This window comes from Mesorhizobium sp. B1-1-7 (genome assembly GCF_006442705.1).
Lineage (GTDB): Bacteria > Pseudomonadota > Alphaproteobacteria > Rhizobiales > Rhizobiaceae > Mesorhizobium > Mesorhizobium opportunistum.
On record NZ_VFWQ01000004.1, the window covers coordinates 297235 to 312726 of the forward strand.

Consider the following 15492-nt stretch of genomic DNA (forward strand, 5'->3'; position numbering starts at 1 on the left):
AGGCCGTGTTCATTTCACCGAAACGCTCGGGCCGCCCTCGACGGCCAGCACCAGCCGGCGGTTGGTTATCCTTGCCAGTTGCGCTAGGCGCCCGGCCGGCCGTTCGCCATAGAGGTCGGCCAGCGAGGCCGGCAACACCAATGCCAGCACGCCGTTGGCGCGCTGCTCCCACTTTAGCCTGGGCATGATGCCGGGCATCGAGGCCGTCAGCAGATAGACGACGCGCATCATCGCCGCCAGCACACGGGCGCGCTCCAGATAGCGCGGCGTCGCCAGCGCCTTGATTTCGGGCGCGATGGATTCGTTGAAGATGCCATCGTGGCGATAAGCGTTGGCCAAGGCCAGGAAGGCACGGCCGGGATGGTCGACGCCGAAGAAGGAGGCGTGCGCGATGATGTTGAGCGATTGCCTGCCGCGATACTCCGGATGGGCGCGCCAGCCGATATCGGCCAGCAATGCGGCGGCGTGGCGGTAGCGCGCCTCGTCCTCCGTCTCATCGATGCCGAAGGCGGCAAAGGATTTTGCCGTCCAGTCGACCAGTTCATGCGAATGGGTGAGCGAGCGCGAGCGCAGCCGGGCGAGTTCCTCGGACGCCGAAATCAACGGATCGGCCTTCTGCTCGGCCTCGTCGAGCAGTGAATAGAGGAAGCCTTCGCGCACACCAAGCGCCGAGACGATGATCTTCGACGGCTGCATGGCCGCCATGATCTCCTGCAGCACGATAGAGCCGTAAGGCAGCAGCGAGCGGCGATTTTTCGATACGCCTTCAATGCCCTTGATCTTCTCGATCTCGGCTTTTGCCACCTGCTTGAGAAAGGCCGTCGCGCTCTCGGCGGATATCTCGTAGTGGTGCATGACGCCAAGCGGGTAGTTGGTCATCTCCATGTGCAGCCGGGCGAGGTTTCGCCAGGTGCCGCCGACGGCGTAGAAGGGCCGGCCCTGCCCGCCCTTCAACAGCTTGGCCCGCGCCAGTTCGTCGCGCGCGATCTTCTGCGCCTGGGTAAGCGAGTTCTTGGCCATGTCCTGCAGGCGCAGGCCACCGAGCGGCAGCGTTATGCCATCGCCGATCGCCTCGCCATTGACGTCGACCAGTTCGAGGCTGCCGCCGCCGAGATCGCCGGCGATGCCGTTGGCCGGGTGGAAGCCGGAAATGACACCGAGCGCCGAATAATAGGCCTCCTGGCGACCGCTGATGACACGAATCTCGGTCTTCAGCACCTCTTCGGCGCGGTGGATGAAATCGGGACCATTGATCGCCTCGCGGGCGGCGGCGGTGGCCAAGACATACATGTGCTCGGCGCCGGCCTGGTCGGAGAGCGCACGGAAGCGGCGGAACTCCTCCATCGAGCGCGTCACCGCCTCGGGATCGAGTTTGCCGGTCGAAACGATGCCGCGGCCAAGGCCGGCCAGCATCTTTTCGTTGAACAGCATGGTCGGCGAACGCGCCAGTCCCTCATAGACGACAAGGCGGATCGAATTCGACCCGATGTCGATGATGGACAGCGGTCGGCGGTCCTGCAGCCGGCCCTGGGAATCAGACAGCATCAGCCGGACGCTGCGGCGTTCTTCTTGCGGCGCTTGAACTGCGCGATGCGCTTGGGCGCGTGCGACTTCAGCGCGTCACCCCGTCCCGACAGGCTCGGATTGGTCATGAAATATTCCTGCGCGTTGAACGGTTCCTCGCCCTCCTCCAGCACGACGCGCCGGGAGGTTCCATCAGCCAATACGTCGAAACTTTGCTGATTGTCCATGATGTTGCCGAGCATGATCTGGCCAAGGACCTGTTCATGCACAGTTGGATTGGTGATCGGCACCATGGTCTCGACGCGGCGGTCGAGATTGCGCGGCATGAGATCGGCCGAGGAGATGTAGACGATCGCTTCGTCCGAGGGCAGGCCATGGCCATTGCCGAAGCAATAGATGCGGCTGTGCTCGAGGAACCGGCCGACGATCGACTTCACCCGGATGTTTTCCGAAAGCCCCGGAACCTGAGGCCTGAGGCAACAGATACCGCGCACGACGAGGTCGATCTCGACGCCGGCGCGGCTGGCATCATAGAGCGCATCGATGATGATCGGGTCGACAAGCGCGTTCATCTTCATCCAGATGCGAGCCGGCTTTCCTTCCAGCGCATGGGCGACTTCGGCGGAAATGTGCTTCAGAATGCGGCTTCTCAGCGTGAAGGGCGAGATCGCCAGCCGCATTTCGTCGGTCGGCTCAGCGTAGCCGGTGATGAAATTGAACAGCTGGGCGACGTCGCGGGCGATCGTCGGATCGGTGGTGAAGAAGGACAGGTCAGTATAGATGCGCGCGGTGACCGGATGGTAGTTGCCGGTGCCCAGATGCACGTAGTTGCGCAGTTTGCCGTCTTCGCGGCGCACCACCAGCGACATCTTGGCGTGGGTCTTGAGTTCGAGGAAACCGAACACGACCTGCACGCCGGCGCGCTCCAGATCGCGCGCCCAGCGGATGTTGGCTTCCTCGTCGAAACGGGCCTTGAGCTCGACAAGCGCGGTCACCGACTTGCCGGCCTCGGCCGCATCGACCAGCGCGCGCACGATCGGGCTGTCGTTGGAGGTGCGGTAAAGCGTCTGCTTGATCGCCACCACCTCGGGGTCGGCCATGGCCTGGCGCAGGAACTGCACCACGACGTCGAAGGATTCATAGGGGTGGTGGACGATGATGTCCTTCTCGCGGATGGCGGCGAAACAGTCGCCGCCATGCTCGCGGATGCGCTCGGGAAAGCGCGGATTGTAGGGCGTGAACTTCAAATCGTCGCGGGCGACCGCCACGATCTCGGAGATCTGGCTGAGCGCCAACGGGCCGGTGAGCACGCTGATACGGCTCGACGAGACGCCAAGCTCGCCGGCGACGAAGTCGCGCAATTCGCTGGGCATCAGCTTGTCGAATTCGATGCGGATCACCGAACCGCGGCGGCGGCGCTTCAGCGCCGTCTCGAACAGGCGCACGAGGTCTTCCGATTCCTCCTCGACCTCGATGTCGCTGTCGCGGATGATGCGGAATGTGCCGGAACCCTTGACCTCATAGCCGGGGAACAGCTTGCCGATGTAGAGGCCGACCGCCTCTTCCAGCGGGATGAAGCGGACATGGTGCTTGCGGTCCGGAAGACGGATGAAGCGCTTCAGCGCCACCGGCAGGCGCAAGAGCGCGCTCATCTCCTCGCCATTCTTGCGATGGCGAAGCTGCAGCGCCATCGAGAAACCGAGATTGGGAATGAACGGGAATGGATGCGCCGGGTCGATCGACAACGGGGTCAGCACCGGAAATACCTGGTCCTGAAAATGCTCTTCCAGCCAGGCCTTCTCATCCTTGGTCAGCGCATCCCGCGTAATGGTCTCGATGCCTTCCTTGTTGAGCAGCACGGTCAGCGCCGATAGACTCTTCTGCTGGTCTTCCTGCAGCCGCTCGACCTCGCGCAGCAGCTGTTCGAGCTGCTGTTCGGGCGTGCGGCCGTCAGGGCTCTTCAAGACGATGCCCTCGCGCACCTGGCCGGCGAGGCCGGCGACGCGGACCATGAAGAACTCGTCGAGATTGGCGGCCGAGATCGACAGGAAGCGGACGCGCTCCAGAAGCGGATGATTGGTGTTCAGCGATTCCTCGAGCACGCGGCGATTGAACTGCAGCCAGGAAAACTCGCGATTGACGAAACGGTCTGGATTGCCGCCCTCCGGGCTCGCCGCCTCGACATTGATGAATTCGCTCTGCACCGGCTTCAGTTCGTTCATTGTTCCTGCTCTTCCCACCAGCTCGGCCGGTTAACCGGCTTAACTTATCCTCTGACAGGCTTTTGCGACAGTTTGATTTCATCGATCTTGCAAAGAGACCTGTTATGATCCAGATGCATGCGAGACTGCGTTAAGGAGACGACGATGGCAGGCGGTTCCATTCCCCATTTCCAGAACGATGCGGGCTTTCCGGCAATCGACATCGGTGTCAAGGAATTCATGTGCACGGGCGCCAACCCGCCTTTCGACCATCCGCATGTGTTTCTCGACATGGGCGATGACAATGAGAAGGTCTGCCCCTATTGCTCGACGCTCTACCGCTATTCGCCGAAGCTGAAGGCGACGGAAACGCTGCCGGCGGGCTGCCTTTACATCGACCAGGCCGCCTGATCCTTCCGCGACGGACCTGATGGATGACAAGCGCTCCCGGCAAGTCGTCATCGCCGGAGCGGGCGTTGCCGGGCTGACCGCGGCGCTTGCCTTCGCCGAACGCGGCTATCCCGTGCAGGTGTTCGAACAGGCGCAGCGGCTGGAGGCCGTGGGCGCCGGCATCCAGCTTTCCCCCAACGCGACACGCATCCTGCGCCAACTCGGCACGCTCGACCGGCTGCTGCCGGCGGCGGTGCGGCCCGAGGCGGTGGTGCTGAAGGACGCAAGGACGTTGCGCGAACTGGCGCGTGTACCACTCGGGCAAGCCGCCGAAGAACGCTGGGGGGCGCCTTATCTCGTCGCCCACAGAGCCGATCTGCAGAGCGCGCTGACCGCACACGTTGCCGAAAACCCGAATATTCATCTGGTCAAGGGTACGCGCGTCAGCGGCGCTGCCACAGGCGATCATGGTGTGACGGCGACACTGGAGACGGACGGCAAGACTGTCCAGTCACAGGGCTTCCTTCTGGTCGGCGCCGACGGCGTGTGGTCATCCGTGCGCGCGGTTGTCGATCGAGCTCGGGGGGGATCGTCAAGAAGCCGTTTTTCCGGCGAACTGGCCTGGCGCACGACTGTTGCCGCCGACAGCGGCGCCGGGCAAGCCTTTGCCGCGATTGGGGCGGCTGATTGCGTCACGACTTTTCTGCATCCGGGATTCCACATGGTCGCCTATCCCGTCAGCAAGGGCGATGCCTTCAACCTTGTCGCCTTCACCAAAGGCGAGCGCATTGCCGAGGGCTGGTCGGGCCATGCCGATCCCGTCATCCTTGCCAATGCTATGAGCGGCACGGCGGCAGCCCTTGCAAGGCTGGTGGAAATGGCCGGCCCGTGGCTGACCTGGCCGCTCCATACGGTCGACCAGAAGCAGCACTGGACGACACCAACCGGCATCGCCCTGATTGGTGACGCCGCACATGCGATGACCCCATTCGCGGCACAAGGGGCCGCCATGGCCATCGAAGATGCCGCAACGCTTGCCGGGGTAATTGCCGACTTCCCGGCCGATCCGAAGCAGGGCCTGGCGATCTGGGAAAATCTCAGGCGACCGCGCGTCGAGAAGGTGATCCGGCGCGGCGCGCTCAACCGGCTGGCCTGGCATGCCTGGGGTCCAGTGGCATTGGCTCGCAACCTGGTGCTGGCGACGCGGCCAGCGGAAAAGCTCGCGGCGGATCTGGACTGGCTCTACGGGTGGGAGCAACCGAAGATTATCAGGCGGTAGGACATCGAGACAATAAAGAAACCGATGGGCTGGCGGGGACAGCGCCCCCTCTGTCCTGCCGGACATCTCCCCCACGAGGGGGGAGATTGGCAGCTTTGGCGCCGGCGTCCTTTTGCAAACGTTGGAGATTAGCGAAAGCCGGAGCGAGATCCGATCTCCCCCCTCGTGGGGGAGATGTCCGGCAGGACAGAGGGGGGGCGCGAAGGAACGCGACGTTTGCCAATTCGCGAAATGCGCACACTAATTGTACAAGCTCAACGACCACCCAAGCGAAGCCGGCAGCGGGTTCCACCAGCCGGTGCGCAGGCCTGCGGTGCGCAGCGCCGCCGCCGTCCAGGTGTTGCAGCCGACCAGCGCGTTGAAATGGCCGTTCGCCTCGTAGAAGCGGTCGAACCTGGAATAGGCCGCATTCTCGATGACGATTGGGCCGCCGGCCCCTTGCTGAAAGCTGGCTGCGATAAAATCAAGCAAGGCCGCAAAACGGTCCTCGCCGATGTCGAAGCTGGCGACATCGGGATGCGGTTCAACGATATCGCCGGTGACATCGACATGCACGACCGAGGCGTCGATGGTCAGTGCTTTCATTACCGGAATGGCCTTCAGTTGCGACCAGGTCGGCGTTTCCAGATAGAAGGCGCGGCCACCCCAGCCAAAGACGATATAGCGCACCTCGGGACTGTCGGCCGGGATGCCAGCCTCGACCAGGAAACGAAAGCGCTGGCGCACGGCATCGTCCACCGGAATGGCGATGTCGGTGTGGATCGGGTTCTTCAGCACCAATATGTGCCGTGTGCCCTCGCCCGCCGCGGCGGCCGGCCACAGCGGCCGCGGCAACAGCGTGCCGAGCGTCGCGGCGAGCGCGGCCGCTATCAACAGCAGACCCAGAAAACGGCCGAGTTTTCTCATGAGGCAGCGACTTTGCGGCTCAGCCGCGTTCCAATGCAAGCGATCCGCTCGCTCAAATGCAAGGAAGCCCGGCCGTGGTGCGGCCGGGCTTCCTGAACTGGCGTCGGAGCGCTCAGTGCAGGATCTGCGACAGGAACAGTTTCGTGCGCTCGTGGCGCGGGTGGTCGAAGAACTCGGCCGGCGTGTTCTGCTCGACGATCTGGCCCTGGTCCATGAAGATCACCCGGTTGGCGACCTTGCGGGCAAAGCCCATTTCGTGGGTGACGCACAGCATGGTCATGCCCTCCTCGGCCAGGCCAACCATGGTCTCCAGCACTTCCTTGATCATTTCCGGATCGAGCGCCGAGGTCGGCTCGTCGAACAGCATGATGCGCGGGTTCATGCATAGCGAGCGCGCGATCGCCACGCGCTGCTGCTGGCCGCCGGACAGCTGGCCAGGATATTTGTTGGCCTGTTCCGGGATCTTCACGCGCTTGAGGAAGTGCATGGCGATTTCCTCGGCCTGCTTCTTCGGCGTCTTGCGCACCCAGATCGGCGCCAGCGTGCAGTTCTCCAGGATGGTCAGATGCGGGAACAGGTTGAAGTGCTGGAACACCATGCCGACCTCTCGGCGTACCTCGTCGATCTTCTTCAGATCGTTGGTGAGTTCCTTGCCGTCGACGATGATCTTGCCCTTCTGGTGCTCTTCCAGCCGGTTGATGCAGCGGATCATCGTCGATTTGCCGGAGCCCGACGGGCCGCAGATGACGATGCGCTCGCCGCGCATCACCTTCAAATTGATGTCCTTCAGCACATGGAACTCGCCATACCATTTGTGCATGGCGATGATGTCGATGGCGACATCGGTGGTGGAGATATGCATCTTGGCGGCGTTGACCTTGATCTCTTCCGCGCTGACGGCATTTTCGGTGGCCATGACGGGGTCCCCTTGCTTTTTTGTTTAGCGTTTGTGGCCGGTGTCGAGCCGGCGTTCAGTGTACATTGAATAGCGCGACATGCCGAAGCAGAACAGCCAGAACACAAAGGCCGCGAAGACGAGACCGGATTTCGCGGTCTGCGCCGTTGCCCAATTGGCGTCGGAAAAGTTCTGCTTGACGATGCCGAGCAGGTCGAACATCGAGATGATGAGGACCAGGCTGGTGTCCTTGAACATGCCGATGAAGGTGTTGACGATGCCGGGAATGACCAGCTTCAGCGCCTGCGGCAACACGATCAGGCTCATCTTCTGCCAGTAGCCGAGGCCGAGCGAATCGGCGCCTTCATACTGGCCCTTCGGGATCGCCTGCAGCCCGCCACGCACCACCTCGGCCATGTAGGCGGCGGCAAACAGCGACACGCCGATCAGTGCCCGCAAATACTTGTCGAAGGTGACGCCGGCCGGCAGGAACAGCGGCAGCATGACGGAGACGAAGAACAGGACGGTGATCAGCGGGATGCCGCGCACGGCCTCGATGAAGATGACGCACAGCATCTTGACGATCGGCATCTTGGAGCGCCGGCCGAGCGCGAGCACTGTGCCCAGCGGCAGCGACACGGCGATGCCGACGAAGGAGAGGCTGAGCGTGATCAGCAGCCCGCCCCAGCGCGAGGTTTCGACATGCGGCAGACCGAACATGCCGCCGACCAGCAGGAAGAAGGAAACGATCGGCAGCACCAGGAAAAGCAGGATGGCGTTCAACCCCTTGCGGGGCACGCGCGGGATCAGCATCGGTATCAGCAGCGCCGCGAACAGGATGGCGACCACGATCGGCCGCCAGCGCTCCTCGACCGGATAGGTGCCGAACATGAACTGGCCGAACTTGGCGTTGACGAAGGCCCAGCAGGCGCCGCTCCAGCCATCCGGCTGAATGCCGCCTTGTGCCACGGTCGCGCAGACGGTGCGATCCGGCCCGGTCCAGACGGCATTGATGAACGCCCAGCCGATGACCTGCGGCAGCACCCAGGCGACGATGATGATGCCGAGGATGGTCAGGATGGTGTCGCCGACCGTGCCGACCAGGTTCTTGCGCACCCAGGCCATCGGACCGCTGACGCTTGCCGGCGCCGGCTGCGCCAGAGCCATTTCGGTACGCACCCAGGACATGTCGTGTTCCTGCATGGTCCTACCTCTCCACCAGCGCCATTCTGGCATTGACCACGTTCATGACGGCCGATGTCACCAGGCTGAGGATGAGATAGGCGATCATCATGATCAGCACGCCTTCGACCGCCTGGCCGGTCTGGTTGAGCACCGTGCCGGCGGTCGCCGTCAGGTCGGGATAGCCGATGGCGATGGCCAGCGAGGAGTTCTTGGTCAGGTTGAGATACTGGCTGGTCAGCGGCGGAATGACGATGCGCATGGCTTGCGGCACCACAACCAGCCGCAGGATCGATCCGGACCGCAAGCCAAGTGCGGCGGCGGCTTCGGTCTGACCCTTGCTGACGCCCCTGATGCCGGCCCGCACGATCTCGGCGATGAAGGCCGCCGTGTAGCAGGACAGCGCCAGATAGAGCGACAGGAACTCCGGCTTGACCTGAAAGCCGCCGGTCAGGTTGAAGGTCGACTGTTTCGGAAGATCGAAGCTCAGCGGAAAGCCGCTCAGCACATAAGCGAGCAGCGGCAGCCCGACGATCAGCGCCACGGAAGTCCACAACACAGGAAATTGCTGGCCTGTCGCCATCTGCCGCTGACGCGCCTTGCGGGCGACGAACCACGCCATAGCGATGCCGACGACGAGCGCGACCAGGATCAGCCAGGAGCCGTCGCCCCAGACCGGGCGCGGAAAGTAGAAGCCGCGCTGGTTGAGGAAGGAGCCGAAGGGCAGGTTGTAGCTGTCACGCGGCGGCGGCAGCACGGCCAGCACGCCCGAATACCAGAAGAAGATGACCAGCAGCGGCGGGATGTTGCGGAATATCTCGACATAGACGGTGCAGATCTTCTGGATCAGCCAGTTCTGCGACAAACGGCCGATGCCGATGACGAAGCCGATGATGGTGGCGGTGATGATGCCGGCGACGGCGACGATGATGGTGTTGATCAGGCCGACGACGATGGCGCGGCCATAGGTCGAGTCCGACGTATAGGCGATCGGCGTGTCCGAGATGTCGAAACCGGCGCGTCCCCTAAGGAAGCCGAAGCCGGAGGCGATGTGCAGGCGCTGCAGATTGTCGATGACGTTCTGCACGATCCACCAGACAGAGCCGAACAGCACGATGACGACCAGCGTCTGGAAGAAGAGACTGCGGACTTTCGGATCATTGACGAACGAAGCCCGGCTTGGCTCCTCGCGAAGGATTTCCTGCGATGCCATGCGACCATCCCCTGGAAAGAGAAACCGGGAGGCAGACGATCTGCCTCCCGGATCACATTTCGGTCAGCGGATCGGCGGAGCGTATTGCAGGCCGCCCTTGGTCCACAACGCGTTGATGCCACGGGCGATCTTGAGCGGGCTGCCCGAGCCGACATTGCGGTCGAACATTTCGCCGTAATTGCCGACGGCCTTGACGATGTTGACGACCCAATCGTTGGAGACACCGAGATCGGTGCCGATCTTGGTGTCGGCTTCCTGGCCGAGCACGCGCTTGATCTCCGGACTGGCGGAATTCTTCATCTCATCGACATTGGCCTTGGTGATGCCGAGTTCCTCGGCGTCGAGCAGCGCGAAATAAGTCCACTTGACGATGTGGTACCACTGGTCGTCGCCCTGGCGCACCGCCGGTCCGAGCGGCTCCTTGGAGATGATCTCGGGCAGCACGACGTGATCCGCAGGCGAGCCGAGGGTCAGGCGGATGCCGTAGAGACCCGACTGGTCGGTGGTGTAGACGTCGCAGCGGCCGGCGTCATAGGCAGCATTGACCTCTTCGAGCTTCTCGAAGACGACCGGGTTGTACTCCATCTTGTTCGCCTTGAAGTAGTCGGCGAGGTTGAGCTCGGTGGTGGTGCCGCTCTGCACGCAGACGGCGGCGCCCGAAAGCTGGAGCGCCGAGTTGACGCCCGGCAGCTTCTTGGCGTTGATCATGAAGCCCTGGCCGTCATAGTAGGTGACGCCGATGAAATTCAGGCCAAGTGCCGTGTCGCGGTTGATGGTCCAGGTGGTGTTGCGCGACAGGATGTCGACTTCGCCGGACTGCAGGGCGGTGAAGCGCTCCTTGGCGCTGAGCGGCGTGAACTTGACCTTGGTGCCGTCACCGAAGACGGCGGCTGCGACAGCGCGGCAGAAATCCGCATCGATGCCTTGCCAGTCACCCTTGTCGTCCGGCGCCGAGAAGCCGGCGAGGCCTGTCGAGACGCCGCACTGGATGAAGCCTTTCGCCTTGACCGTATCGAGCGTGGTAGCCGATGCGGCCGACGCCATCAATCCAAGCGCAGCGGCGCCAAGAATGCTGATAGCAATGTGTTTCATGACCCACAGACCCTTTTCTGTTTTCAGGCAAAACCTGATCTTTTTTCCCGTGTGAACGCAGCTCCCATTCCGGCCCATTCCCGGAACCCCGCATCGTAAACCGACGCGCTGCCTCCCATTCACGGACAGCATCGAAGGCGATAATTCCCGTGAGGTCAAGGGAAATGACTGATTTCCAACGTGTTTGAAAATCGATTGCCCCGAATGCCTGAATTGCGGACAAGAGCGCCCGCGATTTAGTCATGAGCGCAAATAAAGTCGGCATGATCAGCCTTACGTAAAGTGAGATTCCCGGTCGAAATCCGTCCTTGCCCGTTACTCCGCGTTACTGGCGTCCCGCCGCGATCGACTGACATCATCTGTCTCCGGACAGACACGATCCGTCTCGGAGCAGACACGGCCGCGGCTTTCGCGGGCAAGGATGCGAAGCTGTTCAGGATGCCCCGACGATGAACCAGACGCCGATTGCGGCCATCAGCACGCCCGTAGTGCGCGGCACCAATTGCCCGGTGGGGATGATCTTCTCAAGCAGGACGAGTGCGGCGATGCCGGCGATCCACAGCACGTTCATGACGCCGCCGACGAACAGCAGGGCCATCAGCGCCCAGCAGCAGCCGAGGCAATAGGCGCCGTGTTCGATACCGAGCCGAAGCGCGCCGAACGGAGCGGAACGGAACCCGCCATGGCTGGCCAGGAACGCGATCGGCGCCTGGCATTGCCGCAGGCAGACGCCCTTCATCGGCGTCCATTGATAAAGGCCGGCCGCGATCAGGACGAGACCGCCGAGGATCGCGCTGTCGGTCGCCATCGAAGGGCTGAGCAAGGCAAGGCCGGCGAGCAGCCATTGCGCGGCGGTCGCCACCAGGCTGAAGACGACCCATACCGCGAGATAACCGGCAAAGAACCATCCCGTCGAGGCAATCGGCCGGCCGTCGGCTCGCGCCTTGCGGCCGACGCCGGCATAGAGCAGCAGCATCGGCGCCACCGAAGGCGTCATCATGCCGACCATCATCACCGTCCACATCGTGAAGATGAAAGCGAAATCGGCCGCTGCCCAGGCCCGGAAAACGGGCACCGCGGTGGCGCCCATGTCCATGCTGGTCATGTCCATGCTGGTCATGTCCATGCCAGCCATGTTCATGCCGGCCATGTTCGACATGTCCATTTCGGCCATGCCGCCGTCGGCGCCGGCCGGAGCAGGCGAACCCGGCATGGCCATGTGAGCGGCGAGCCACAGCACATAGGCCCAGGCGAGCATCGCGATCACGACGAGCGCGGCCGTCACGACCGCGCGGTCGCGCCGCAGCACCGCCTCGAGGGCCGTGTCGCTCATGGTCGGCTCAATGCACGACGCCGCTTTGCGTGAGATGCAGATTGGCAAAGTGGCTGTGGGAATCGGCCAATTCGAACGCGATCGGACCGGTCGCATGGGTCCAGCCGCGCCCGATTTCGGCGAGTGCGTATTCGAAGCCGCGCGGAAGGTCTATGCGCGCCCGATGGTCGGCGCCGGTGATGGGATTCTTGATCGGCTCGCCATGGCCCTCGATGATGCCAGGCACGTGCAGATGGCCTGTCCTTGCATCGACGTCGACTTTGAAGTCGATGGCGGCGAAGATCGGGTCATGCAACGTTTCCAGCGTGGTCGAGAAAACCTGGAATATGGTCGCGCCGGGCTCGGTGTCCTCGCCGCCGAGAATGCGAAGCAGGGCTACGCGCTGCGCCTCGCTCGCCCGTTCGTCGATGACCACCGCGGCCTCGCCGCCGCCTTCATGAATCGCGCCAGGCCAACGAAACACACCCGCAAAGCGCAGGCCATCGAGCCTGGTATCGCCATGATAGCCGCTTTCGACTTCCATGCCGACCACAGCCTGGCAGAAACCATATGTCGGCAAGGCGTTGAATTGGCATGGGCAGCCATAGGCGCAGTTGCAATTGACGAATTCACGCGCCTTTAACATCCACTTGACGTTGGGCATAACGATCCCTCCCATTGTTGTTCGGCGGGAGCGAGAAGCGGTGATGCGGATGCCCAATTTGCCAGTGCGTTAGCCGCTGCCGGGATTGAACATCCGGTAAGATTGGCCCGCCTACTTTGTATTAGATATACATCATATACCTTTTGCGGCGGCTTACAATATCCGGCGGCCAGATCGCACTCGGCAAAGCTGTCTTCGAATTGGCATATCCGAAGTTCGTCCGGTGGCGGCTGCTGGGCTGTTGCGCGGCCCATGGCACCGCACTATGGCTAGCGCCTTGTCAAACGAGGCGATCAAGAATGGCGAATGACGGCAGCGGGCCAGGCAAGATGGGCATCAACACGCGGCTTGCCCATTCGGGCAACAATCCGCACGACTATTTCGGCTTCGTCAATCCGCCCGTGGTGCATGCCTCGACCGTGCTGTTTCCCAATGCCGCCGCGATGGCGGCGCGCAACCAAAAATACACTTACGGCACGCGCGGCACGCCGACGACGGACGCCCTTGCCCACGCCATCGACGCGCTGGAAGGCTCGGCCGGCACGATCGTGGTGCCGTCGGGGCTTGCGGCGGTGACCATACCGCTGCTCGCCTTCGTATCGGCCGGCGATCACCTGCTGATCGTCGATTCCGTCTATCACCCGACCCGCAATTTCGCCGACACGATGCTGAAGCGGCTGGGAGTGGAGGTTGAGTACTACGACCCACATATCGGCGCGGGCATCGCCGCCCTGATCAAGCCCAACACCAAGGTGGTGTTCACGGAATCGCCGGCCTCCAACACGTTCGAGGTGCAGGACATTCCGGCCATCGCCACCGCCGCGCATGCGGCCGGCGCGATCGTGATGATGGACAACACCTGGGCGACTCCGCTCTACTTCCGTCCGCTCGACCATGGCGTCGACATCTCCATCCATGCGGCGACGAAATATCCGGCCGGTCATTCCGATGTGCTGCTCGGCACGGTCTCGGCCAATGAGCGCTGCTGGAAGCAACTTTATGAGAGCTTTTGCACGCTTGGCTGCTGCGCTGGACCCGACGATGTCTACCAAGTGCTGCGCGGCCTGCGCACCATGGGCGTGCGGCTGGAGCATCATCAGCGCAGCGCGCTCGCCATCGCGTCGTGGCTCGAGGGCCAGCCGGGCGTGGCGCGCGTTCTCCACCCTGCCCTCCCCAGCCACCCTGATCATGGCCTGTGGACGCGCGACTTCTGCGGTTCCAGCGGCATCTTCTCCATCGTGCTTACCGGCGGCGGCCAGAAACAGCAGCACGCCTTCCTCGACGCGTTGCGGATCTTCGGGCTCGGCTATTCCTGGGGCGGCTACGAGAGCCTCGCCGTGCCGGTCTGGCTCGGCGATCGCGTCGTTGCAAAAGCCGCCTATGAAGGCCCGTTGATCCGCCTGCAGATCGGCCTCGAGGATGTCGACGATCTGAAGGCGGATATCCAGCGTGGCCTGGCCGCCGCGGCCGCCGCCTGACCGCGCGTACGGGCCGGCTGCCGAGCAGAATCAGCAAACGACCGCAAGGCATTGATGCTGATGACAAAGCGCGAGCCGCTCGCAGCATCCCAGCGCGGCGTGGCACGCAATATTATTCTCCCGGGCCGCGGCTTTCAGGATTTGTTTGACTTTCAAATCCGTGGGTTCGGCTTCATTGCGTGCTGCACTGCATTTTAGCCAATCCATTCGTCACCAAGCCGATCCCTCCACCACAAAGTTGCCATGTCCTTTCGTCTCTTTGTCCCTATCCTTGCCGGCGCGACGCTGCGTGAACGCCTGTTGGCGTGCATCGGAGCGACGATCGGCATCGCACTGACCGGCGCGATCAGCGGACTGGCGATGGGCGGCGGCCCGCATGTGGCCCTGCTGGTGGCGCCGATGGGTGCCTCGGCGGTGCTTCTCTTCGCCGTGCCCGCGAGCCCGCTGGCACAGCCCTGGTCTATCATCGGCGGCAATTCCATATCCGCGCTGGTGGGCGTGACCGTCATGCATTTCGTCCATGATCCGATATTTGCCTCCGGCCTCGCGGTGGCGCTCGCCATCGCGGCGATGTCGTTCACGCGCTGCCTGCATCCGCCAGGTGGTGCCGCGGCGTTGACGGCGGTGCTCGGCGGGCCGGCCGTCGTCAGCGCGGGCTTCCTGTTTCCCTTCGTGCCGGTGGCCCTGAATTCGATCATCCTGGTCACGCTCGGCTTCCTCTTCCACAGGCTGGCACGGCGCAACTATCCGCATGTCGCCGTGCCCGCCGCCAACAGCCACGGCACCGCCGATCCGCCTGCGGGGCAGCGCGTCGGCTTCCGGCCCGAGGATGTCGATGCGGCGCTGACCACACTCGACGAAACCTTCGACATCGACCGCGACGACCTTGAACGGCTGTTGAGACAAGTCGAACTGCAGGCGATGGTGCGGTCGCACCGGACGCTGCTTTGCCAGGACATCATGTCGCGTGACGTGGTTTCAGTGCCCGAGCAAGCCACGGTCGACGAGGCGCGCCAGCAGCTGCTCGATCACAACATCCGCACCTTGCCGGTGGTCGACGCCGAAGCAAGGCTGGTCGGCGCCGTCGGCCTGCGCGAGCTGACGAAGGCCGTCGATATGGTGAAGGGTGTGATGTCCAGGGCCGGCACCGCCTCGCCCAATACGCCGGCGATGAGCCTGCTTCCCGTGCTGACCGACGGCCGCAGCCACGCCGTGGTCATCGTCGACGGTGAGCGGCGCATTCTCGGCCTGATCACGCAGACCGACCTTCTGGCGGCGGCCGCACGCGTGCAGACGGCTGACAAGGGATTGGCGGCGGCCTAAAAAAGCGAAGCTGGATCGCCGAAACCCGGGAAC

Annotated in this window: 13 protein-coding genes; 4 read left to right on the forward strand and 9 right to left on the reverse strand. The window is 63.2% G+C overall.

The genetic code is table 11. The features are described from left to right. Nucleotides 1-9: 9 nt before the first annotated feature. Both ppx and FJ978_RS08615 read right to left on the reverse strand, forming a co-directional pair. Nucleotides 10-1545, reverse strand: a complete 1536-nt coding sequence (ppx, locus tag FJ978_RS08610; RefSeq protein ID WP_140571693.1) for an exopolyphosphatase — start codon at nucleotides 1543-1545, stop codon at nucleotides 10-12. Further along, nucleotides 1545-3746, reverse strand: coding sequence for an RNA degradosome polyphosphate kinase (locus tag FJ978_RS08615; RefSeq protein ID WP_023766425.1), 2202 nt, complete (start codon nucleotides 3744-3746; stop codon nucleotides 1545-1547). Before FJ978_RS08615 ends, ppx begins: the two co-directional genes overlap by 1 nt. A 144-nt stretch (nucleotides 3747-3890) precedes the next feature. Between FJ978_RS08615 and FJ978_RS08620 the strand changes: the two genes are divergently transcribed. Together FJ978_RS08620 and FJ978_RS08625 are read left to right on the forward strand one after the other, a co-directional pair. Then, the gene (locus FJ978_RS08620; protein ID WP_013896203.1) at nucleotides 3891-4136 is read left to right on the forward strand and encodes a zinc-finger domain-containing protein; all 246 of its coding nucleotides are present in this window, start codon (nucleotides 3891-3893) and stop codon (nucleotides 4134-4136) included. Nucleotides 4137-4155: 19 nt separating this feature from the next. Continuing rightward, on the forward strand, nucleotides 4156-5394 hold the full coding sequence (locus tag FJ978_RS08625; RefSeq protein WP_140571695.1) for an FAD-dependent monooxygenase: 1239 nt from the start codon (nucleotides 4156-4158) through the stop codon (nucleotides 5392-5394). 240 nt (nucleotides 5395-5634) lie between these two features. Here the strand turns inward: FJ978_RS08625 and FJ978_RS08630 are convergent, their stop codons facing one another. The 7 genes from FJ978_RS08630 to FJ978_RS08660 all read right to left on the reverse strand — a co-directional run bounded on the left by FJ978_RS08630 (nucleotide 5635) and on the right by FJ978_RS08660 (nucleotide 12658). Beyond that, complete coding sequence (locus tag FJ978_RS08630; protein WP_140571697.1) at nucleotides 5635-6300, reverse strand: TIGR02117 family protein; 666 nt, start codon at nucleotides 6298-6300, stop codon at nucleotides 5635-5637. A 112-nt stretch (nucleotides 6301-6412) separates the two neighbouring features. Then, nucleotides 6413-7216, reverse strand: a complete 804-nt coding sequence (locus tag FJ978_RS08635; protein ID WP_010915400.1) for an amino acid ABC transporter ATP-binding protein — start codon at nucleotides 7214-7216, stop codon at nucleotides 6413-6415. 24 nt (nucleotides 7217-7240) lie between these two features. Further along, nucleotides 7241-8398, reverse strand: coding sequence for an amino acid ABC transporter permease (locus FJ978_RS08640; protein ID WP_013896206.1), 1158 nt, complete (start codon nucleotides 8396-8398; stop codon nucleotides 7241-7243). Nucleotides 8399-8402: 4 nt separating this feature from the next. Next, nucleotides 8403-9590, reverse strand: coding sequence for an amino acid ABC transporter permease (locus FJ978_RS08645; protein ID WP_013896207.1), 1188 nt, complete (start codon nucleotides 9588-9590; stop codon nucleotides 8403-8405). A gap of 63 nt (nucleotides 9591-9653) precedes the next feature. Then, on the reverse strand, nucleotides 9654-10682 hold the full coding sequence (locus tag FJ978_RS08650) for an amino acid ABC transporter substrate-binding protein (RefSeq protein ID WP_140571699.1): 1029 nt from the start codon (nucleotides 10680-10682) through the stop codon (nucleotides 9654-9656). 433 nt (nucleotides 10683-11115) lie between these two features. Beyond that, nucleotides 11116-12015: a DUF2182 domain-containing protein gene (locus FJ978_RS08655; protein ID WP_140571701.1), complete on the reverse strand. Its 900-nt coding sequence runs from the start codon at nucleotides 12013-12015 to the stop codon at nucleotides 11116-11118. 7 nt (nucleotides 12016-12022) lie between these two features. Next, entirely contained in the window at nucleotides 12023-12658 is a 636-nt protein-coding gene (locus FJ978_RS08660) for a DUF1326 domain-containing protein (RefSeq protein ID WP_140571703.1), read from the reverse strand. Between the two features lie 299 nt (nucleotides 12659-12957). Here FJ978_RS08660 and FJ978_RS08665 point away from each other — a divergent pair, with 299 nt between their 5' ends. Continuing rightward, nucleotides 12958-14136 carry a cystathionine beta-lyase gene (locus tag FJ978_RS08665; protein ID WP_140571705.1) on the forward strand — a complete coding sequence of 393 codons (1179 nt, stop codon included), beginning with the start codon at nucleotides 12958-12960 and terminating at the stop codon, nucleotides 14134-14136. Nucleotides 14137-14379: 243 nt separating this feature from the next. Then, nucleotides 14380-15459, forward strand: a complete 1080-nt coding sequence (locus FJ978_RS08670) for an HPP family protein (protein ID WP_140571707.1) — start codon at nucleotides 14380-14382, stop codon at nucleotides 15457-15459. Nucleotides 15460-15492: the final 33 nt, after the last annotated feature.

Bases quoted from the DNA above. Each gene is read 5' to 3' on its own strand.
- ppx (WP_140571693.1), bottom strand. From the start codon at position 1,545: ATGCTGTCTGATTCCCAGGGCCGGCTGCAGGACCGCCGACCGCTGTCC.
- FJ978_RS08615 (WP_023766425.1), bottom strand. From the start codon at position 3,746: ATGAACGAACTGAAGCCGGTGCAGAGCGAATTCATCAATGTCGAGGCG.
- FJ978_RS08620 (WP_013896203.1), top strand. From the start codon at position 3,891: ATGGCAGGCGGTTCCATTCCCCATTTCCAGAACGATGCGGGCTTTCCG.
- FJ978_RS08625 (WP_140571695.1), top strand. From the start codon at position 4,156: ATGGATGACAAGCGCTCCCGGCAAGTCGTCATCGCCGGAGCGGGCGTT.
- FJ978_RS08630 (WP_140571697.1), bottom strand. From the start codon at position 6,300: ATGAGAAAACTCGGCCGTTTTCTGGGTCTGCTGTTGATAGCGGCCGCG.
- FJ978_RS08635 (WP_010915400.1), bottom strand. From the start codon at position 7,216: ATGGCCACCGAAAATGCCGTCAGCGCGGAAGAGATCAAGGTCAACGCC.
- FJ978_RS08640 (WP_013896206.1), bottom strand. From the start codon at position 8,398: ATGCAGGAACACGACATGTCCTGGGTGCGTACCGAAATGGCTCTGGCG.
- FJ978_RS08645 (WP_013896207.1), bottom strand. From the start codon at position 9,590: ATGGCATCGCAGGAAATCCTTCGCGAGGAGCCAAGCCGGGCTTCGTTC.
- FJ978_RS08650 (WP_140571699.1), bottom strand. From the start codon at position 10,682: ATGAAACACATTGCTATCAGCATTCTTGGCGCCGCTGCGCTTGGATTG.
- FJ978_RS08655 (WP_140571701.1), bottom strand. From the start codon at position 12,015: ATGAGCGACACGGCCCTCGAGGCGGTGCTGCGGCGCGACCGCGCGGTC.
- FJ978_RS08660 (WP_140571703.1), bottom strand. From the start codon at position 12,658: ATGCCCAACGTCAAGTGGATGTTAAAGGCGCGTGAATTCGTCAATTGC.
- FJ978_RS08665 (WP_140571705.1), top strand. From the start codon at position 12,958: ATGGCGAATGACGGCAGCGGGCCAGGCAAGATGGGCATCAACACGCGG.
- FJ978_RS08670 (WP_140571707.1), top strand. From the start codon at position 14,380: ATGTCCTTTCGTCTCTTTGTCCCTATCCTTGCCGGCGCGACGCTGCGT.